General features: G+C 59.8%; 16 protein-coding genes and 1 pseudogene. 5 read left to right on the top strand and 12 right to left on the bottom strand.

The genetic code is table 11. The features are described 5' to 3' along the window. Positions 1-28: 28 nt before the first annotated feature. The 7 genes from tuf to QN224_RS06960 form a co-directional block, all read right to left on the bottom strand. The gene (gene tuf, locus QN224_RS06990) at positions 29-1,204 is read right to left on the bottom strand and encodes an elongation factor Tu (protein WP_173512596.1); all 1,176 of its coding nucleotides are present in this window, start codon (positions 1,202-1,204) and stop codon (positions 29-31) included. 742 nt (positions 1,205-1,946) lie between these two features. Then, positions 1,947-2,240 (bottom strand): hypothetical protein, encoded by a 294-nt coding sequence (locus QN224_RS06985; RefSeq protein ID WP_283976046.1) that lies wholly within the window; start codon positions 2,238-2,240, stop codon positions 1,947-1,949. Between the two features lie 294 nt (positions 2,241-2,534). Further along, entirely contained in the window at positions 2,535-2,813 is a 279-nt protein-coding gene (locus QN224_RS06980) for a helix-turn-helix transcriptional regulator (RefSeq protein ID WP_283976045.1), read from the bottom strand. A gap of 590 nt (positions 2,814-3,403) precedes the next feature. Next, entirely contained in the window at positions 3,404-3,535 is a 132-nt protein-coding gene (locus QN224_RS06975; RefSeq protein ID WP_283976044.1) for a hypothetical protein, read from the bottom strand. A gap of 58 nt (positions 3,536-3,593) precedes the next feature. Next, positions 3,594-4,499, bottom strand: coding sequence for a CBASS oligonucleotide cyclase (locus QN224_RS06970; RefSeq protein ID WP_283976043.1), 906 nt, complete (start codon positions 4,497-4,499; stop codon positions 3,594-3,596). Beyond that, complete coding sequence (locus QN224_RS06965) at positions 4,466-5,236, bottom strand: hypothetical protein (RefSeq protein WP_283976042.1); 771 nt, start codon at positions 5,234-5,236, stop codon at positions 4,466-4,468. Before QN224_RS06965 ends, QN224_RS06970 begins: the two co-directional genes overlap by 34 nt. Before the next feature lie 14 nt (positions 5,237-5,250). Further along, positions 5,251-6,690 carry a cyclic GMP-AMP synthase DncV-like nucleotidyltransferase gene (locus QN224_RS06960; protein WP_283976041.1) on the bottom strand — a complete coding sequence of 480 codons (1,440 nt, stop codon included), beginning with the start codon at positions 6,688-6,690 and terminating at the stop codon, positions 5,251-5,253. A gap of 192 nt (positions 6,691-6,882) precedes the next feature. Here QN224_RS06960 and QN224_RS06955 point away from each other — a divergent pair, with 192 nt between their 5' ends. Both QN224_RS06955 and QN224_RS06950 read left to right on the top strand, forming a co-directional pair. Then, positions 6,883-7,209: a helix-turn-helix domain-containing protein gene (locus QN224_RS06955; protein ID WP_088677303.1), complete on the top strand. Its 327-nt coding sequence runs from the start codon at positions 6,883-6,885 to the stop codon at positions 7,207-7,209. Then, complete coding sequence (locus QN224_RS06950; RefSeq protein WP_283976040.1) at positions 7,206-8,114, top strand: ImmA/IrrE family metallo-endopeptidase; 909 nt, start codon at positions 7,206-7,208, stop codon at positions 8,112-8,114. Before QN224_RS06955 ends, QN224_RS06950 begins: the two co-directional genes overlap by 4 nt. Before the next feature lie 314 nt (positions 8,115-8,428). On the opposite strand, the gene QN224_RS06945 is transcribed toward QN224_RS06950, so the two are convergent. Then, a complete protein-coding gene (locus QN224_RS06945) occupies positions 8,429-9,475 on the bottom strand; it encodes a hypothetical protein (RefSeq protein WP_283976039.1) in 1,047 nt (348 codons plus the stop codon). A 192-nt stretch (positions 9,476-9,667) separates the two neighbouring features. Here QN224_RS06945 and QN224_RS06940 point away from each other — a divergent pair, with 192 nt between their 5' ends. Next, complete coding sequence (locus QN224_RS06940; RefSeq protein WP_283976038.1) at positions 9,668-9,970, top strand: hypothetical protein; 303 nt, start codon at positions 9,668-9,670, stop codon at positions 9,968-9,970. Continuing rightward, positions 9,948-10,352: a hypothetical protein gene (locus QN224_RS06935; protein WP_283976037.1), complete on the top strand. Its 405-nt coding sequence runs from the start codon at positions 9,948-9,950 to the stop codon at positions 10,350-10,352. Before QN224_RS06940 ends, QN224_RS06935 begins: the two co-directional genes overlap by 23 nt. Before the next feature lie 89 nt (positions 10,353-10,441). Here the strand turns inward: QN224_RS06935 and QN224_RS06930 are convergent, their stop codons facing one another. The 3 genes from QN224_RS06930 to QN224_RS06920 are packed head-to-tail and all read right to left on the bottom strand — an operon-like array spanning position 10,442 to position 13,317. Further along, positions 10,442-11,230: a DUF429 domain-containing protein gene (locus QN224_RS06930; protein WP_283976036.1), complete on the bottom strand. Its 789-nt coding sequence runs from the start codon at positions 11,228-11,230 to the stop codon at positions 10,442-10,444. 9 nt (positions 11,231-11,239) lie between these two features. Next, on the bottom strand, positions 11,240-13,087 hold the full coding sequence (locus QN224_RS06925) for a hypothetical protein (protein ID WP_283976035.1): 1,848 nt from the start codon (positions 13,085-13,087) through the stop codon (positions 11,240-11,242). 8 nt (positions 13,088-13,095) lie between these two features. Further along, entirely contained in the window at positions 13,096-13,317 is a 222-nt protein-coding gene (locus QN224_RS06920; RefSeq protein WP_283976034.1) for a hypothetical protein, read from the bottom strand. Positions 13,318-13,516: 199 nt separating this feature from the next. On the opposite strand from QN224_RS06920, the pseudogene QN224_RS06915 reads away from it, so the two are divergent. Continuing rightward, positions 13,517-13,879, top strand: a pseudogene (locus QN224_RS06915) (very short patch repair endonuclease); the annotation flags it as partial. A gap of 75 nt (positions 13,880-13,954) precedes the next feature. Here the strand turns inward: QN224_RS06915 and QN224_RS06910 are convergent. Then, positions 13,955-19,828 (bottom strand): DEAD/DEAH box helicase, encoded by a 5,874-nt coding sequence (locus QN224_RS06910; protein WP_283976033.1) that lies wholly within the window; start codon positions 19,826-19,828, stop codon positions 13,955-13,957. Positions 19,829-19,830 lie beyond the last annotated feature (2 nt).

Here is a 19,830-nt window from a genome sequence, read left to right as displayed (position 1 = left end):
CTCGAAATCCGGATGTGCCGGAAATTTATTACTCGATGATCGAGGCGACGATGCCTGCGCCGACGGTGCGGCCGCCTTCGCGGATGGCGAAGCGCAGCTTTTCTTCCATCGCGATCGGCACGATCAGCTCGACGTCAACCGTGACGTTGTCGCCCGGCATCACCATTTCCGTGCCTTCCGGCAGCGTCACGATGCCCGTCACGTCCGTCGTGCGGAAGTAGAACTGCGGACGGTAGTTGGTGAAGAACGGCGTATGACGGCCACCCTCTTCCTTCGTCAGGATGTAGGCTTCCGCCTTGAACTTCTTGTGCGGCTTGACCGAACCCGGCTTGCACAGGATCTGGCCACGCTCGACGCCGGTGCGGTCGACACCGCGCAGGAGCGCACCGATGTTGTCGCCGGCCTGGCCCTGGTCGAGCAGCTTGCGGAACATTTCAACGCCCGTGCAGGTCGTCTTCGTCGTCGGACGGATGCCGACGATCTCGACTTCCTCACCGACCTTGACGATGCCGCGCTCGACGCGACCGGTCACAACCGTACCGCGGCCCGAGATCGAGAACACGTCTTCGATCGGCATCAGGAACGGCAGGTCGATCGGACGCTCCGGCGTCGGGATGTAGGCGTCAACCGCTGCCATCAGCTCGCGGATCGCGTCTTCGCCGATCTTCTTGTCCGAATCTTCGAGTGCTGCAAGCGCCGAGCCCTTGACGATCGGAATGTCGTCGCCCGGGAATTCGTAGGACGACAGCAGTTCGCGCACTTCCAGCTCGACGAGTTCGAGCAGCTCGGCGTCGTCGACCTGGTCGACCTTGTTCAGGAACACGACGATTGCCGGAACGCCGACCTGGCGGGCGAGCAGGATGTGCTCGCGGGTCTGCGGCATCGGGCCATCGGCAGCCGAAACAACCAGGATCGCACCGTCCATCTGCGCCGCGCCGGTGATCATGTTCTTGACGTAGTCGGCGTGGCCGGGGCAGTCGACGTGCGCATAGTGACGGTTCGGCGTCTCATACTCGACGTGCGCCGTCGAAATGGTGATACCACGGGCCTTTTCTTCCGGCGCAGCGTCGATCTGGTCATACGCCTTGAACTCGCCGAAATACTTCGTGATCGCTGCCGTCAGCGACGTCTTGCCATGGTCAACGTGGCCAATCGTGCCAATGTTAACGTGCGGCTTGTTGCGCTCAAATTTGCTCTTTGCCATGGGTACGTTTCCTGTGGTCAAATAAGATGGATCAGCCGGCTGGGCCGGTTTGTCGAGCCGTTTAAGGGTTTCGCGGGATTTGCGCAAGACTTAATTGCGTGCACGAGGATGGGGCCGCACAGCCGTCCAGCCCTTCGGTATCAAACGATTTGCCGAACACCAACACCGCCACCTGTCGGATGCGCGAACATTAACGCAATCATCGAGATGCGGTGTTTATTTGAAGCCCAATCTGAGCTGTCTTTGCAATGCGGGAAGCGAACTGGAGCGGGTAGCGGGAATCGAACCCGCGTATTCAGCTTGGAAGGCACTCAAGTACGACTATAGTTACAAAGGGCCGTGTCATTCTTTGTATCAAACCTTCCACATGCGGCGTTGATGGTGGTGACATGGCGATTGGCTACCGCGAGACGCACGGATTTGTAGTGCGCGGATCGCCTTCAGCAACCCGCCGCGCCACTTATTTGTGGCGCTTGCGCACCAGCGCGGGCACGAACCTTTGGTAGCGCGAATTTTTGGAGCGCTGATCGGGAATCGTCTGCGCGATTTTTTTGAAGTTGTTTAATAAAATCGAACGTCTCCACTCGATGCGCGACCGGCCTGCCCTGGCGGGCGAATGCGCGCAGAAGATCCGCGTCTTCTTCGCCTGGGCGATGTGGCCCCCTCGGCGCGCGCAGTTCGGCCTCACCTCGGACCCCCGGTACATACTTCCGCGTCACATCGCCGGCCGGCCCGAGGCCCGCTACCGCGCCTTCTGGACGCCGACGAACTGCATGCCTACCTCGCCGCCGCGGCAACCCTCAAGCCGCACCAGCAGGCATTGGCCGAGGGGCTGGCGCTCACGGGACATCGCGCTTCGGAGCTCGGACGGATGCGACGGACGGAGCTGGATCTGGACCGGAACGTCTGGGCGGCTCGACGAGGCAACGGGGCCATCGACAGGATCGGCCTTCCGGACGCGTTCGCACGCCGGCTGGCCGAGATGCGCAGAAATCTGCCCTCCGACGCCGGTGACTACGTGTTCAGCGCCATGCATGGTCGCACCCCCCTGCTGCATCTGGGCCCGATGAAGTCGGCGCTGGACCGGGAGATGGGATGCGTCCTAGGGCGTGCCCCTGCGTCGCCATGCGGATGGAGATGGCAGGATCTGCCGCACCGTGATCTGCATGATGGTCGTCGGCGGAACGGATGGGACGGATGCCGTCCGCGCTCCAGCCGACAGCGACGAGGCGACCCGCGACGCCTTCAACAGGCACGCCGATGCCCTGGACCGGATCATGCAGCGGTACCGGGACCGCAGCGGCCAATGCCGCCCGCCGCGAGGGACGGATCATACCGTTTCGGACGGAACGGCAGAAACCCGCGGGCGACGCGTGATCGCGACGCCCGGGCCATGGTCCGGACTTCCGTCGATGAAGACGACGCCGCCCGACTCGAGGGCGGCGCGGACCTTCTCGATGGATTCCACGAGGACGTTCTGCTCGCCCTTCTCGATCCTGACCAGGATCTGCCGGCTCAGGCCTGCAAGGCTGGCGAGCTCCTCCTGGCTCAGTCCGAGGAGCGCCCTGCCCGCCCTGAGGGCGCCCATGATTTCTGACGTCGAATCCATGGATTCGAAAAGGCGACAACCCGGCGCCGTTGTCAACAATTGTGCACAAGGATTCGCTCTTCGCGGCTCATCGCCCGGGGCCATCGTGGTTCACGGGGCCATTCCCACGCTCGGCAGGACGGACGGGCAACGACATCACGACGAAGGGAGGACTTCCGCGAACGCATTCGCTTCCCCTTCAGTGGCCTTCGAAAGTCGGACACCATGCGCACCGCGAGGATCTCAGTCTTGACGTTCATGCATCGTCGACAGACCTCCGTCATCGATGGTCGGCCTTCAGCACGGCAAAGATCCCAAGGAAGGTTGTCGGTCGACGCTGCTGGGACCGCATCCCCGTTGGCATCAATGCTGGATGACATGTGTGATCATCCGAGCGAGGAGAACTATCCTGCGATGACCGATCAGACTGCGGGGCGCTCGCCTTTTCCGCGGCCAGTCTTTCCCCCGAAGGCAAAATCTCCTTCACGACAAGAGATATAGCCGGTTCCTCGTTGGCGATGTAGGACGAACTCCTATCCTCGATGCGAGGAACCGGCTTGCCTGCTGCCCATGCTTGGGCCTTTCCCGTCGAATCCTTGCGCTTCCTCTTTTCAAAGATGTCCCTGATGGATGTCGTGGTCGGTCACGACGTCGACCATGAGGTGGCGCTTTCCATGAAATGCCTCGAGGCCGCGTGGAACCGAGCCCCGCTTCCAGTCGGATCCACCGAGATCAAGATCCATACGAAATTCAACTGCCTATGGTAGACGCGACGAGGAAAGATGCGCGCACTATCCCCATTCATCCATGTCCGGGGAAGTAGTCCCCGAAGATAGTTCGCCAGTCCTCGATCGCCGATCTCACGAAGCCGTAACTCGCGTTGCTTTCAGCGGCGACCGCTTTTCGATACGCGTTGTCCAGAGCGGCAATGATCTTGGCCGCTTCCGACTTTGCGAGATAAGAAGCGACATCGTCGCTATAGCCAGCGGGGTCGGCGACCTTGACCCAAACGTTTCCTCTCATCTTGTCGAACACCCAACGGGCAGCGCTGGCATAGTCACTGATGGTGACGTCCTGAAGGACATGTCTGACCAGTACCTCAAGATGAAAGGAGCGGAACAGGTTTCCATTCGATCGGTTCCAGCATTTGAGCATCTTTATGAGCGGTACCAGCGCACCGTTGTGCGCCTTATTGGACTGAGACCAGAGTTCGACGTGTTTTTTCGGGTCCGTAGGAATCCATCGTCTGAGATTGGCATCGGGGATAAGAAAGCCTCCGCCGTTCCGGTAGAAGCCGGGAACGACATCCACCTCGAAATCCGTGAACGTGATGGTCACTGCCTGTCCGTCAGGCTTAATCCTGGGTGTCGAGGGGTATTTCTTCTTGAGCGTGGTCATTACCGACGTCAAAAGCGAGTGCTGGTTCTGCGCCGCGTAGTACTTCGGATCAAGGACCGCGAACACATCGATATCGGCGCTCTTGAGGGGGGCGATCATTGTGTTGCGGCGATAGGACCCCGTGAGAAAAGTGTCGAGGACGGCAAAGTCCCTCGACAACGCTTCCCGAACGTTCTGCTGGCGCTTGGATGTCGTGCTCTCCTGCAGGCTGGAGATCTCGAGATTGGCCTTAAATTGCTGGAAGGCTTCGGCGATGGTTTGGCCATGAGTGCGCCTTAGATTCCGATGCGAGCGCGTATGCGCTCCCACTCGGCGGTCAGCGTCGGGTTCTGCTCATTGAAGATCTTCGTGGATAGGAGGATCGCAGCGGTCGATTTGGTTGTCTCATAATAGGCAAAGAATTCGATGATCTGGGCCTGAGTGATGGACTTCGACACCCCACGCCCCCCGTTGAAGAGCCTGTTAAAGTCTTTGAAGAGGTGTTCGCAGCGCATGCGGAGCCATTCCATGCGAACCAGTCGTCCTAAGATCTCCCCGCTGAAGATAGCTTGCGCCGCTACGCCGATGACCTCGAGATCGGTGGAGGGCAACGCCATCGCCGCAATCCAGACCACGAGGTAGCCGAGCGTCGTTATCCGCTGGGACCGTAGCATCTTGCCAATAATGGAGCGCGTGAAGAACACGCTCTCCATGGAATTCGCTGCCAGCCGCCTGAGCGGGTTGGTCTGGTCGTTGTTGTAATAGCCAACAGTCTCCTCATGCGTGAGCGTGACGTTGAAGCTGTTCGATAGCACCTCTTGCCGCCTGGCATCCTCGGCTCTCGGGAAGAGGTAGATGTTCTGGACCTGTCCATGCACGAAGAACAGCAGGGCACCGATCAGAAACGCTATCTGGAGAGCGATGTTCGCCTCCGGATGCGCAGCCTTGTCGATGAAGAGAACGACAATAGACAGAGCGGAGATCGCCCGGAACAGCCATCCTCCGATCTTGTCCATTAGGACGAGCGGGTCATAGTAGGTTTTCCCGACGGTATCGACCTTAGGCATTCATTCCTCCTGGGTTACTTGATCACGACGTAGAACGGGTCGCTCTGACCAACGACACGGTCATCGCGTCGCCTGATGATGAACGCTTCGGCCATATGGACCCCGCGGTATTGCAGCCCTTCCCAGCGACGATCGCCGTCGGTGGGTTTTTCGAAGCCGCCCCTACCGCATTTCTGAGCCATCGCGGCAGCGCCCGTGTTCGTGATACGCCAGCGGACGTAGCAGTCGGATGGCACGGTCTGGAACTTGTTGATGCGGACATCGAACCAGAGTCCACCACTGGGAGCGAGCGCTTCGCCAGAGCTTATCCGATGCCCCCTTCCCTTCACCTTGGTACCGCTATGCTCCGCAAAAACCTGGACATTGCGCGAGACGGTTTCCGCCATCGGCCATGGCGGCGTCTGCTGGTGCCGCGGCTTGCTGAAGATGGCCGGAAGGATTCCAACCCCGTAGTCGATTACGGTATCGACGAGTCCATCAAGATGTGCGGCTGTGTCCATGAGAAGGACACGCGCGCGATCGGTCACAGAGGCTTCGGCCTTCTTGACGTTCTCGCCCTTCGCGAAGTCATCGCCGAAGACCCTGCGCCATTTCTCGATGCTTTCGGCGCGGTTCGGAGCCTCGATGGCTTCATCGATCCACGTCCGGTACTTGTGGACGAAGTTGCGAAAGTTTGCGTACTGGGTGTCGTTCCAGAGATCCGCGAAGTCCTGCGACTTCAGCGACGGGTTCTCCACTCTCGGCTTGTCGGGACGTTCCTGCAGCCAGTCGTCGAGCCGGCCCATAATCGTCTGAAGGGCACTGGGCGTGTCGGCGAAAGCCGTCGAGTCCTTGTCCCACCACTCGATCCGATGGCCGATCAGGGTCGTCAGCAGGACTGACTGGCAACTGAACCGCTTCTTAATGTCGCGGATATACTTGATCAGCCGCGTTGCCTTCCGGAAGGAATTGTTGCCCGAATATCCGTTTCTTTCCTTTATCCAGCGGGTGTACTCGATCGGCTGGGACTCTTCGAACTCGTCGGCGCGCTTGTTGCAGACCTCGAGCGTCCCCTGATACTCGCGATCCGTCACCAGCGGCGCGATGTCGATCTTGCAATCATCGGCGTAGGTGATGGTGACGCAGTAATCGTAGACGACCGTCATCTCGCCATAGCGCTTGCTGTCCCGGAAGACGCGGCCGAGTTCTTTCACGTACTGCGCGGCGCTCCAACCGTTGACGGGTTTAACCTTCACAAGCAGGTCCGCGTCGAACTCTCCCTTGTCGACGGGACGGATGATCGTGTCGTGCGCCCACGACCCCTGCTCGATGAAGCGAAGGATCTGCGGATCCCAATCGGACGCCTTGAGAAAATCCTTGATGGCGTCGACACGAGCTGTGAGCAAATCGATACGTGTTTGATTGAGATTAACGGTATCCGTCAGGAAATCCTTGAAATCACTTACAAGCTTCATGCTTCTTTCCGATCTCGTTTTTGGCGCTACGGCTAAGGTTCCGTCCGGTCTTTCCGCGGCGCTCCGAATGTGTTCGTTATAATGCTTCACTAAGTATCGCTACTCCGAACAAAATGGGGATGTTGATTTCCGGAGTCAAGGCCCGTACTGTATAGCTACACCGAACAATAGTAAGCGACGAACGGTTCCGCCATGACCCAACCAACATTCGGCAAGAAAATCAAAGAACTGCGCACGAAGAAGGGGCTGACCCTAGACCAGCTCGCGACCGCGACTGGTTCGTCAAAGAGCTACATATGGGAGCTGGAGAACAAGGATCCGCCGCGCCCTTCTGCTGAAAAGCTCGCCGCAATCGCAGTGGCCCTTGAGGTCACTACCGACTACCTGATCGGACGTGAGGAGGTTACCCTCGCCGATGCCCAGGATAAGGCCTTCTTCCGCGAGTACAGCCAGATGGATCCTGACACGCGCGAAAAAATCCGGGCGATGGCCAGGGTTCTCGGAGGCAAAAAGGAGTGATCCCTAAGTCGCCCAGAGCCGTAGCAAACAATATCTCGCTGGTGCTGAACACGATGTTCGGCAATGACAGGTTTGAGCGCGGGCCTGTGAACGTGGATGAAGTCGCTCTCGAATACACAAGGCAGATCTCTCCCGCCAGTCACATAGAGCAGATCGTCGGCGATGATCTGCCGGGATGCGAAGGTGCCCTAGTGCCGGGTGACACCACGCCGCGGCGTTGGGCGATCATGTACAACAAGACCCAGAATCCGGGGCGCCGCGCCTACACCGTAGCGCACGAACTCGGACATTTCATGCTTCATCGAGACCTGGTCGACAAGGATCCAGATTTCGACGGCGGGTTCTACTGCACGAAGGAAGCCGTCGAACACGGTGCCGGACGAAACATCGAGAAGGAAGCGAACGAGTTCGCTGCCACCCTGCTCATGCCCCTGGATGACTACAGGCGGTTCATTCCCTCCGATCAGCTCGCTGACTTCTCTCGTTTGGGCGAAGCGGCTGCAAGGTATGGTGTGTCGCTCACGGCCGCGACACTGAGGTGGCTCGAGTATACAAAATCGCGCGCCATGGTCATCGCGTCCGTGGATGGCTTCGCACTCTGGGCAAAATCTAGCGATGCGGCCTTCAAGTCAGGTCGCTTTCTCCGGACTAAAAGCGACCTGTTTGAACTGCCTGCCGCTTCTCTTGCAGTCAGCAAGCTGTCGCGAGACGAATCCTTGGAGGGCATTCAGCAGAAAGCAGGCGTCTGGTTTCCGGAGCCGACTTTCGAAATGTGCATGAGGACAGATCGATACGACTTCGAGCTGACGCTTCTTCATCTCGAAGGCACGGCGCCAGCCTATCAGGCCGAAGATGAGTTTCAGGACTCGTATACGCAATTTTTCCGACTGCGGACGCGGGCGTAGACCACGCCTGGCTACACGGCCTCCAACCATGCGCCGGGCTTCGCTAGTTCGAGCGCGTTCTGGATCGTGATGCCTTCATCCGGGCCGACTGTTATTTGTCGCCGCATGACCTAGTCCGCAGAACCGGAGCGTCAGACCCGCGGCCAGAACGAGAGCAATTGGGTTAGTGGATCCGACATGCCTCAGAGTATCGTGGAATGACATTGTGCTGCCTCCGCCCATCTGTCGAAGACACGATAAGAACACGTATTCCCGCGAGGCTCAACCAACCGTTCGGACGCCGCTCATGGCGAGAATTTGGACTGCGCGTTCCCTCAAGAAAGGAACAGCGCTTCATCAAGATCATTCGGCAGTTCTTCTTCCATCCAGAAAAAGTCAGCGAGACTGTTCCCTGTCTCGTCGCGAGGAGGATGGCCGTCTCGATATAGGTTAAAGCCCTCTTTTAATTTGATGTCGCGCAGGGTGCCGCCACCGAGTCTGATCGTTGCGTTGGTGAAGTCGCAGAATTGGAATTTGTGCGCCCTGAGATCCCCAGTCGAGATTTCGGAAATGGTGCACATATCGAAAATGCACTCTTTCATGGTCGTTTTTCTGAAATCCACATTAGCTCCGGAAACGACTACATTGGTTAGGCGCACTATGCGTCCCGCCATGCGCGCATACTCTCGGGTGGAGATTGTACCCCCTTCGAAAAACAATCTCGGCACCGCAGGGATGAAATCCCATTTACCCCGGTTCTCGATTGTGGCCTTGTCGCGCTTGAACATCCCTTGAGCGCGCGAGCTTATTCCTTTGTCCTCAGCAACACGAAGTGCGGCGAGTACGGCGCGCCTGGAGCGAGCCAGACCCTTGCTGCCGTATGTTTCCGTCAGAACATCGACGAGAAGATCGACCGCTTCGACCGAATAACGCCGTCGCTCGTCTTTGATAACAATTTCGAGCGCAGTTACTCCCGCGATCAACTGCGGGAGCTTCTCTGTTTCTGTTATCAGTTTTGCACCGTCGAGGAGCAGCTTTGCTAGGTTCTCATCCTCTTTTGTGTCGTTCTGACGAACGACCTGCGCTGCTTGATTGGCTTGGTACTTCAACTGTTCGGCTTGATAGTCCAGTTGGCGGGCGTTGAGGACACCGCGCCATGCCACCGTGAAGAATGTGACGAGAGCAATCATGGCAGCGCCAAAAGGAGTAAAAGCCTGTGCGCGAGGGAGTGTTTTCTCTGGGTCGTCTGTGAAAATCCAGAGCCCCGCTGTAGCGAACAGAATGGAAGTCAACACCACAGCGGTAATCGCCAATGCGAACCAAGTCTCAGCCTTAACCTGTGGACCTTCTTGCGCCCTGTTTTCAACTTCGCTCTCGGCCATATGCCCTACCCCAATTTTCTAAGGAGCAGATACCATGAGTCCTCGTAACAAACGGTTGAAACACGACAGGACGTATTCTGAATTAATTTCCTGTGGCGGCCCTTGCGCCGATTGGTTTTGCCCGGACGATTGTCAGTGGAGATGGTTTCAGGGGGACCGCACAGGACAAGGCACGTCCCGTCCGCGCTGTGGATGCCGCCCGCGCCAACGATCGTCACCGTCTCGGGGATTCCGATCGGACTCGCCATCCTCGAAATCAGCAAGGAGGTCGAGATGCGCTACATGGGCAACGGCGAATTCAAGCGCGCCTCGCCCGGGACGACGGTCCACGGCATCACCTGGACGGAATGGCAGCGCGTCCCGACGGGCCGCCTCAAGCTCGTCGCCTATAGATCCGATAGATCGACTGCCGCACCAGCGCGAGGAGGGTACTATGCCACGACGGAAGCCGAAGCCACGCCCCGCTGTTGCCATGCCGGAAATCGAGGTCGGTGACTGGCATGGGGAGTTCGCTGGCTCACCCTCTGGCAATATCGGTCAGCACATACAGCTAGGGCCGCCCTTCATGGTCGCAGAGTTTACCTACTTGCTCGCCGGAGCGGTGGTCATTTCCCCGATCAGAAAAATCCGTTGGCCAGCGGTAGTCTCCTTTTGGGTCCGAACGCCGTTGACACCCGAGAGGGTCGAAGCCGGCCTAATGTTTAAGTCAGATGAAATCCCGTCTGTGAATGTCAGCTTCGAAGTCACGCGGCAGCAGTTCACCGAGACCTGTTGGCTGTTCAGGGAAAAATTGCTCAAGGACTTTCATTTCCGAATTGGGCCCGAGACGGATAATCATTGGCCGCTGGAGAGCTGGGGAGCGAGTTTTCAGCTTTGATTGACCGCGATTGCGGATGGCCTCCGCCAAAAAGTCGCCCTTAGGCTCTCCTGTAAGGCTTCTCTTGCAGGAAAACGGGCCTCCAATCTTCAAAGCGCTTCCGGCACCCAGATGGCGGAGTCTTGATCGCCATACGCAATCGCACGACCATCTATTGCACAGGCTCCGACCCAAGCGCACACGATCGAGTCGAGCGCGTCCTCAAACGCCTTGAGCTCATGCCCTTGAGCGTCCATCGGCGGCAACGGCAGCGCGTCTAAGACTCCTGGAATCCTGGCGTCAAGCAGCTCGAGTATCCGTCCCCACGTCTGCAGCAGGTTCGCCCGCCGATCGGCGGAACTTATGTCGGGCCAGTACTTACTGATTTTCGATTGTTTGTAGGGGAGCCTGCGATCGGCTGCGGCAAGCTCGATAAGTGCTGGGTGGGGATAGACCTCGATGAGAGCTAGTCCATTCAGTTCCGATACGGCCAACGGATATCCGGCGATCTCGAAACCGGTCCGGAGTTCGTCACTGAGCCTGCCTGGTCGCTCGGCGCTCGGCGTATGTGTGCTTGCATGCCTGGCACCGTAGACCGCCGAAATCATGTTATCCGAACTCCTGCGGGCAACGATTGGCGACAGGGACAACGGCATATCGATGGCAACAAGATCGACTTGTGCACCCACCTTTCTGTTGGCCGTGGTGATCAGTGAGGAAGCTTTTGGCATTGATCCTCTGTGCCGCGCAATGGGACTGGCGCCTTCGCTGCTCAGGAATGCATCGTAGGACGCGGAGACCGCTCTCAGCCGCCAGCCACGGCCGTCGTCGGAGATGATAGCGATCCCGCTCGGCTGCCCTACAGTCCAGGCGGCGTCGATGCCGACAACCGATCTCATTATTTCCCCTCAGACGGTTTCGACTTCTTCTGCTGCAAGCCCCTGGATCTTGAGTTCGGCGCCGACCCACTTTCGCGCCGCGGTCATGCTCTGACGATAATCGTCCGCAGCGAGTGAGAGCGACTCTGGCGAGGTGGCGCGATCGAGGTCTTCAAGCGACCATCCATCGACCAGCCGTTTGCTAATCGCGAAACATGTCGCCTTGCCTACGCGAAAGGCCATTGAACGCTGCGCCGCCCGTAAAATGATCCTTCTCAGTTCCTCGGCTTCCATCTGTCCGGCGAAGAGAACTTCGAGCTCCGCCGTCATTCGCTCAACCGCGGAATAGAGACCGTTGATGAACAGGGTTTGTGCATTCTTGTAGTATCGTCCGGCACGCCCCCTCATCTGCTTCTCGTCGATCTCGGTCGGATCATCCAGAATCTCGATTGTCGGCGCCCTCTCGAGGGCCTGTGCCTCTTTTGAAAGCTTGGCGCCTTCGGGTGCCTTGCGGACCTTCTTGTCCGTTGCCCGCTGTCCGCCACTTCTTTCGCCGCGGAGGAAGCGGTCCTCCTCGTCATCGATTGGTTCCACGGCGGCGGAGCGCGCTTCATCAAGCCCAAGATCGCTATCGTCCGTGCGATCCGGAGCTTTCAGAGACTTGACGTAGGTGGTCGTCGGAAGGCGGAACTCGTCCAGAAGTTTCTGTAGATCCTTCTGCAGATCGTCGAGGTTTTCGTCACGGGGCGGGTGAGCCTCCCGGATCACGTCCTTCACCCACTCGGGCATGAGCTCACGCACCCTGCCCGCGAAGTCGTCCGTAGAAATGGGGTTCCGCTCTTCGACCGTCATGAGCGCATCACGGTACTGGTTAGGGAGCGTGTCGTCATCCGGAAGATAGATCTCGACAGTGAGAACGGTCGAGCCGAAGGGAATCCCATAATTCGGCGCTACCGCGGACCACTTTTTGCCAGTGCGGAAGTCGTATCTCTCACCCTTGTGAACGAGAGCACAGAATGTGGTCGAGGACGTGGCTGGGTTGTTCAGCGCACTGATGGAGTGGCTATAACTCTGATGCTTGGGGTCATGGATGTATTGAATCTTGATCCCGGTTTCACCGCACGTCACGACTTGTGCTTTAGGAAGAAATGGAACAACTTCCTGCAAGGTCTTGAGAGTTCTCGTTCTGCCGGTTTCATCTTTGCCGCCGCCCTTTGTGAGCGAGACGTCCAGCATGACCTTCACCCCCGGGCGAAATTCCGCAAAGCGCCGGAATATCTGCGTTGCGACATAGCTCCGGTCGACCCTGATACCTTTCCCAACTGGCTCCAGGATTGTGTCGTGCTCGTCGTCCTCGCCCATTAGGACGACCTCGGTCCAGTCCGAGGACAGGTCAACCGAATGTCGCAGCGTATAGCTTACATCGAAGACGGATTCCTGCCGTCCCTGGACATCGAATGTGAACCGAACAAAGGTTTCAGCTTCCTCGTCGTATCCGATGGTAACCTCGTGAACGACGCCGTTCTTGCAAGAGCGATAGCGAATCCCGGCCGGAGAAACGGTGAGACCCGAGACTTTCGCGCCGATCCCAAAGTTCCCTTTGAGTGACATCTGCTTGTTGATCGATGCCGATATGTTCGTCGCCGTTCGAAGTTCGGTTGCGTCCATCCCGGGCCCGGTATTCCAAAACGTTAGCTTCCGCACCCCTTCGATGACAGTTGGGTAGATGCGGACCAGCCGACGTCCTTCTGGAGCAAGCGAAGCGCTCTCCTGCGCGTTCATGAAGAATTCGCGAACCAGGGTGTGTCGCGGCGCCTGCCCAATCATCCGATTGATCAGGAACCTATCGTCTTCGATGGTCAGGCGTTCATAGCTCATATCGGATCCTAGAGTTTGAAGACATCCTTTTCAGACGCGCCCGAAGTTCCGAACTTTCGCTCGAGATCCGAAGCCGCATCCCGCAGCGCTTTGACGATCTTCTTCACGTCGCCATCGTCGAACTCGTAGGCCCGACGGTTCGAAAGATTTCCGATCTTTCTGATGGCATCGAGGGCAGCCTGTGTCCTGCCCTCAGCCAGCTTCACGAATTTCTCTCGTTTACTTTCCATAATTGTCTCGCGATTTCATGATCGCGCCAGACTGTCGATGGCAACATTATTTGTCAACAATTCGCTTTGCATATTTCGATAAAATTCATCGCAATATGCCAGGAGTATTTCACCGCAGCAGTGGCCGGAGGCCGCCACGCGAGAACCTCCTTCTGCCAATCCGTTCCTCGCGCAGCCTGGCCATCATCACGCCACCGAGATGGTATATCGAAGACATATGGATCTCGAAGCAACGCCGTCTGTCCGTCGACGCATGCAGCGCACAACGAAGCGCGACAATCCATTCGAGGTCTCAATCAGATCGCAGCTCTACGACAAAAGGCTCCGCTATCGGGTCCATTATCCCGTTCCCGGAATGAAGCGCATCACCTGCGACATCGCCATGCCCGGATTAAAGATCGCAATCTTCCTCGATGGCTGCTTCTGGCATGGGTGCGATGTCCATCCGCCATCGGTGAAGAAGAACACCGCCTTCTGGATGGAGAAAATCGAACGCAACCGCGCACGTGACAGGCGGGTCCGCGAACACCTTGCAGAGATCGGCTGGACGCCTCTTCGCTTCTGGGAACATGAGACGGTCGAAGCGATCGTGAAGAAGATCGTTTCAACCGTCGAACAATGTAGAGCGGCGAAACCCTCACCTCGCAGCAGCGCGCGCTCGTTGCAGAACATGAAGCGGGCGGCGCGACAATTCGAAGCTGTCGACGGGGACGTAGTTGCTACGGAGGTCCAGACGGTCGAACAGCTTCCCTGCGTCCCATAGCGGATGTACGACCACGCCCCAGCGGCTATTGCGGTCGTCGAGGGAGAAGATCGGAATGTCCGCCCTCCCCTTGACGCTCGAGACCGTGTTGCCGGGAATGAACGTCTTCGTTTGGAGCGCGAGTTCCTTGGCGGTCTTCGACCAGTCTTGCAGTTCGAAGTGGCCGTAGTTCCCGTCAATGCCGCACTCGTAGCAGGGGTCGACCATCGCCCGCAGGTAGGAAAGCCCCAGCCGCCAGTCGAGAAGACCGTGGAAGTTCCTGTTGTTGTACCTCTGAAGGCACCTGTAGCAGGAGGATCCGCACCGCTTCATGTGATCGGGATCGGCAACGTCGGTTCTCGGCCATGCGCCCTCCTCGTCGAGGATGCTGCTGATCAGGGCGGAGACCGGGATGGTACTGTCGCCCAGCAGATGGCGGCAGAAGCCCGAGCCGTTCGGCAGCGCGTCCGATATCTGGAGGTATGGCAGACGCTCCCCGCTCGGCGAATGCATGATGTTCGGCGCCAGTGCGTCGAATTCCTCCGGCGCGATGTCCAGATCGAGCGCGGCACGCTGGACGATGATCTCCGTCGCCGAGATTGCGGCGGCGCGGACGCTTGTGCGGGACGGATCGCGGCGGCCCATGGAAAGGCCGATGTCCATGTCGAGCAGGCGCAGGTTCGGGTTGAGCTTGACCGGGCCTATCTGCAGCGAGTTGGTGACCTTGGTGGAGGCGAGCCAGGCGCTGACCGACGGCTCCTCGACAGCCCGGTAGCGGCCGTTCTGGTCGTCGGAGAGGACATCTGTGGCGATCGCCTGCCCCGACAGCTTCAGAAGCGGCTTGTCCGGCCACCACCAGATGCGCTGCGCGTTGGTGTCGACCGTTTCCTGAACCTCGAAGCCCGAGAAGTCCGTGTCGTCCCTGAAGCCGGGATTGACGAGGAAGATCTCGGACTGCTCCGCAAAGTTGACGCTGAGATTTGCGTCGGTCTTCTGCTCGTCGGGCTTGCCCAGGCTCGCGAGCGTCATGCGCTGGCCGACCTTGGAGGCAAGGTTCTCGTCCGTGGGAATGAGCTCCGTACGGTAGGCCGCGGGCGTGATGCACCGGATCGGGGCATCGGCGAGGGGCGCATCGCAGGCGTGGCAGGAGGCCGTGTGCTCGGTGCCCCTGCTCCACGCGCCGCACTGGCCGCAGAAGCGGAGGTGGAAATCGTCCTTTCTCCAGTCGGAGATGGGATCCACGGGGCCATCGAAGTTCGTCGCATGCTGATCAGGGTCGAGCAGCACGCCGGTGAACCCGATGCAGCGGTGGCGCAGCTTCTCCCGCGTGCGCACGCTTCCGGGCGCGAAGTCGAAGATCGCCATGTCCTGGTCGCGGTCGATGGTGTCCCACTCGGCCTCGAAGTTCCCCCTTCCATTCGCCTTCTTCAGCTCCACGTAGAGATTCCGCGACCGTGTCGGCATGCCGTACAGCGGCAGCAGCCCGCGTTCGGCGAGCGCCGCGGCGATGCCGACCGCCTGCAGTCCGAATTCCTCCTCGAGGGCGTCGATCTGCGCAAGGACGGTGTCTGCCGAGACCTTCTCCGTGATCTTATTCAGATCGCAGCCGGAGACCGCGGCGAGGATGCTCGCCAGCCGGACACGGCGATGATCCGTCCGCCGCAGTGCATCGGACAGCCGATCACGCCAGTTCATGTCCTGCCGGAAGTATTCCCTGCAATAGAGGAACTCGCCGTGAATGTCGCCGGGGATGACATCGTCGCCAGCCCATGTCCCACCGGACTCTTCGCGCAGGATGCGGAAGGCCTCGACGAGCCAGAACTTGCGGAGCAGTCGGGACGGAATGTCCGTCAGTCCCGTCGTGATGAATGGTGGAGGCGGAGCCGACCCTGTGATCTCGATCGGATTGTGGAAGTAGTGGATGTCGTGGCTCTTGCTGCGGCAGACCGTCAGAACCGTAGAGAAGGCTTGTCCTCGGCGGCCGGCGCGTCCCACGCGCTGCTGGTAGTTGAAGCGCTGCGGGGGCATGTTGCCCTGGTAGACCGCCTGCAGGGAGCCGATGTCGACCCCCACTTCCATCGTCGTCGTGACGGAAAGCAGATCAGCCGTGTCGAAGAGCCTCCGCCAGCGGAAGTCCTCGTCGCTCTCGTTGTCGTCCTTGACGAACACGCCCTTGAACTGCTGGAGCCGCTCGGCCGGATCGCTCGTCTGGCCCGTAAGCTCCTCGCACTTGAGCCTGAAGTGCGGCTCGTCGCTCGAGATCGCCCGCATCACCCTGCGTCCGAGGAAGTTTTCTCCGGATATCTTCGAGGCCGTCAAATCCTCCGGACGGGTGAGCATCTCCCCGCATCGCGTGCAACGTCCGAACCCGGAGTGAAGGTGAACGCGGCCGCAGCGCTTGCACCGCCAGGCGGCCCCGGCCGGATCGGCGGCGCGGAAGTAGAGCATGCTGATGTCGATGGATCCATCGCCTCGGGTCTGCTTGAGCGTGGTGCGGAGCTTGTCGAGGAAGTCGTTGCACTCCTGCTCAGGGTGCTGGAGGATCCTCTCCATCAGACGGCGGAACTTGTTGTCGCCCCTGCCGAGCATGTCGAACGCGTTGCTCCATGCATTGCGGGTCACGTCCTGGAACTGGTTGGGCGTGATCCGGTAGGCGTCCGCGAAGATGCGCAGCATCGCATCGTCGCGCGACTTCTCGGGCGTGTATTCCTCGGATCCATAGAAGCTCGGCCATCCAAGCCCAGTCTCCTCGAGCGCGAAGTATGTCTTGCTGAACAGGAGATCCGTCGCGTCCAGCGGCTGATCATCCTGCACCCTCTCTCGCGCCTTTCGGATCAGCTTGAGCTGTTCCTCGGGAACGTCATGCTTCCACGATATCTGATCACTTCCGTCCCTCTCGAAGAACTCGTACCAGGCGTGGCGCTTGTTGATGCGATTGAGCTTCGTGTCGGCTCCCTCGACCGGGGTGGAGCCGAGCTTCATGAGTTCGGTCAGGATCGGACGCGTGAGATTGCCCACCTTGTCGCGTTCGAACTCGAACAGCTCTTTCAGTGGGATGCTTGGAGGTTTGCCTGCCGCGTCCTTCCGCTTCCTGAGAGCCTTGAGGCGTGGCTGAAGATGCTCGGTGTCCTTGTCCTCCATCGTGAGCGTGGCAACCTCATTCCTGAGGCGCTGGTACTCAGCCTCGTCTTCGGCCCTGAAGGCATAATCGGCCGCAATGCGCGTCGCCGCCGAGATCAGGATCTCCCGGCGCAGATCACGCTGGTGCTGAACTTCGACCTCGAGAGCCAGGTTCGCCGCATCCTCGCGGCTGTCGGAGAAGGCGACCAGCTTTCCGTCACCGCCCTGCGCCTTCAAAGAGGCGACCAGTTCGGTGGCGAGGAGCTGGGAGGTCTTGCCGAAACCAGTTCTGAAGCTTCGGATGGGAGATAGGCGGCCCTCGCGCCTCTTGGAGTTCGCCTGCCGATAGCGTCCGGAATAGTCGGTACCACACTTGGCGCAGCAGAACGGAACGGCAGTGCCGTCGTCTTCCATCGTGCGGCTCTGGAACCCGTCGGTGCCTGACCAGCGAAGCAGGTGGCCGGGCACGTCGCCCTTCTCTTCCTTGTCGCTCACGACTCCCGTTCGGGGATTAAGGAAGCCCGGTGTCCATCGGTACGGTGTCCTGCCCGTGCGGATCTCTACTTCGGGCTGCCCCTGGCTCGGCCAGAAGAGGGCGAATTCGCGGTAGCTGGCATCCTCGAACCGTATGGATGAGGCACTTTCGGGAAGCTTTTCCAGTTCCTGCGGAGCTGGAAGCAGCGAGACCCTGCGCGATGAGCCGGGATCGGTCTCCCCGCGCTTGCCGCCTAGATAGAGATCCCCGCACGCCTCGCAGTAGAGCATCTCGAAGAGCCGCTTGCGGCCTTCCTGATCGCTTTCCCCGTCGTAGTTCTGGCCGCGCTCGATGCCGGGGGCTCCCCAGACGACGGCTCCGTCCTCCTCGCGATGGATGGACGCGAACAGGCCCTCGATGTTGCGGACGAAGCAGTGCATCCTGAAGCCGGGAAGCGTGGCGACGGTCGCGCGCTTCGGAGCAAGTTCGGCTGGCAATACGCTGTCCGGAAGGTCGGGGATCGCGCGCAGCGCAAGCAGGCCGCGGACGGCTAACCTGTCTTCTGAGTCGAACAGGGCGTTGCCGATGTCTGCGACCGTGCGTGGACGCTTGGCTCCAAGCTTTTCGGGGTTCTGAAGCGCGAAGTCGAGCATCGCGGCCGCAATCGCGGTGGCCTCCTCCAGCATGGTGGCAGGGGTCTTTCCAGCGGCGCCGGGGATGCTCGCGGCCGCCGCAAGGAAGCGGTCGAAGAGTTCGCGGGGATTGCGCCGATGATCCAGCTCCTCCAGCGCGCGTGCGAGATCGGCGAGGCTTTCGCGCGACGGCATTGCCTCGGGGCGCTGGACTTCGATCGGGCGGCCTGTGACGACGCTCCTCCTCCAGGCTTCATCGATGTCTTCCGCCCCGGCGGTTCCAGCGTCGCCGAACATGTTCTTCAGGTAGTCGATGCTGGCTGGAGCGTTCTCCTCGTCCATCGGCAGCGACGCTGACGAGGCAAGAATGCGCAGCTTGTGGGCGTGGGCTGGATCGGTCAGACCGAGCCGCTCGAGGAGCACCTTGAGCAATCCGGCCATTTCAGCGCCCGCGGATCCGCGGATAAGGTGCAGCTCATCGAGCACGAGGAAGAAGCGCGCGTCCTCGTTCTCCATGAGCCATGCGCGGGTCTGCGACAGGATCGGGTCATCGACCTCGCGCACCAGCATCGCATTCAGAATCGACTGATTGGTGACGAGGATGTCCGGCGGGGTAGCCTGCATGTCCCAGCGCGAGATCAGTTCGGCGCCGTCGGTCGTGGGGAAGATGTAGCGGAGTTCGGGATCATTTTCGGCCGCAAGCCGTTGCTGGATGGACTGGTAGCGCTGGAGCTCCGTCTTCAGCTCCTTGCGTGCGCGCGCATTTCGCTTCTTCCATCCCTCGTCCTTGCTCTTACGCGGATGGCTCAGGAAGCCCGTGACAGGGGACTTGCCCGTGTACCGTCCGAAGAAGATCCGGTTTCCGTTGAAGTGGCGCGCCATGACATCCTGCGCGTCGTCGGAATCGAGCGCCTTGCGCAGGCGCACCATCTGGTCCTCGACGAGTGCGTTAAGCGGATAAAGGACGAGCGCGCGGACCGCCTTGGGCCTATCTGGGTGCTCGTTCCTGCGGTGGTGCTGGAATCTGGCGCGGTCTTCGAGCCAGTCGTCATCAAGAGGCTGCAGGGGTGCGGGCCAGGACGTGGCTTCCCGAGCGAGCTGCGCGAGGATCGGCAACATGAACGATTCCGTCTTGCCGGAACCCGTGCCCGACGTGACGATGCCAGGTGTTCCGTCACGCGCGCCCTTCTCCAGCATCTGCACCTGGTGGAGATAGGGTGCGTAGGCTCCCTTCACTTCGGCGCTGGACCTGTCCCTGTCGAAGAGGCCGGAGAGCGCGAGTTCGATGAAGGCCTGCCTCTCTTTCCGGGAGAAATGAGGCAGCCTGCCTTCGGGGTCGTCGATCAGCCCCTCCAGTCCATACGTGACGGGCTTGTAGCGCGCCACCGCCTCGAAGATCGGGTCGAGCGCGAGCTGTCCCGGCGTGGAAAGCAGCTCCCTCCTCATCGCCGACACACGCGGATCATCGATCCGGTACGCCGTGTCCAGGTACGCGAGGAATTGGTCGATCATCCGGTTGAAGCCGCCAATCGGATCAAACACGT

This window comes from Sinorhizobium sp. 7-81 (assembly GCF_030124405.1).
GTDB lineage: Bacteria > Pseudomonadota > Alphaproteobacteria > Rhizobiales > Rhizobiaceae > Sinorhizobium > Sinorhizobium psoraleae.
The sequence above is the reverse complement of the archived record's forward strand: the minus strand, read 5'-3'. Positions and strand labels throughout refer to the sequence as shown.

Bases quoted from the DNA above. Each gene is read 5' to 3' on its own strand.
- tuf (WP_173512596.1), bottom strand. From the start codon at position 1,204: ATGGCAAAGAGCAAATTTGAGCGCAACAAGCCGCACGTTAACATTGGC.
- QN224_RS06985 (WP_283976046.1), bottom strand. From the start codon at position 2,240: ATGCATGGCGCTGAACACGTAGTCACCGGCGTCGGAGGGCAGATTTCT.
- QN224_RS06980 (WP_283976045.1), bottom strand. From the start codon at position 2,813: ATGGATTCGACGTCAGAAATCATGGGCGCCCTCAGGGCGGGCAGGGCG.
- QN224_RS06975 (WP_283976044.1), bottom strand. From the start codon at position 3,535: ATGGATCTTGATCTCGGTGGATCCGACTGGAAGCGGGGCTCGGTTCCA.
- QN224_RS06965 (WP_283976042.1), bottom strand. From the start codon at position 5,236: ATGCCTAAGGTCGATACCGTCGGGAAAACCTACTATGACCCGCTCGTC.
- QN224_RS06960 (WP_283976041.1), bottom strand. From the start codon at position 6,690: ATGAAGCTTGTAAGTGATTTCAAGGATTTCCTGACGGATACCGTTAAT.
- QN224_RS06955 (WP_088677303.1), top strand. From the start codon at position 6,883: ATGACCCAACCAACATTCGGCAAGAAAATCAAAGAACTGCGCACGAAG.
- QN224_RS06945 (WP_283976039.1), bottom strand. From the start codon at position 9,475: ATGGCCGAGAGCGAAGTTGAAAACAGGGCGCAAGAAGGTCCACAGGTT.
- QN224_RS06940 (WP_283976038.1), top strand. From the start codon at position 9,668: ATGCCGCCCGCGCCAACGATCGTCACCGTCTCGGGGATTCCGATCGGA.
- QN224_RS06935 (WP_283976037.1), top strand. From the start codon at position 9,948: ATGCCGGAAATCGAGGTCGGTGACTGGCATGGGGAGTTCGCTGGCTCA.
- QN224_RS06930 (WP_283976036.1), bottom strand. From the start codon at position 11,230: ATGAGATCGGTTGTCGGCATCGACGCCGCCTGGACTGTAGGGCAGCCG.
- QN224_RS06925 (WP_283976035.1), bottom strand. From the start codon at position 13,087: ATGAGCTATGAACGCCTGACCATCGAAGACGATAGGTTCCTGATCAAT.
- QN224_RS06920 (WP_283976034.1), bottom strand. From the start codon at position 13,317: ATGGAAAGTAAACGAGAGAAATTCGTGAAGCTGGCTGAGGGCAGGACA.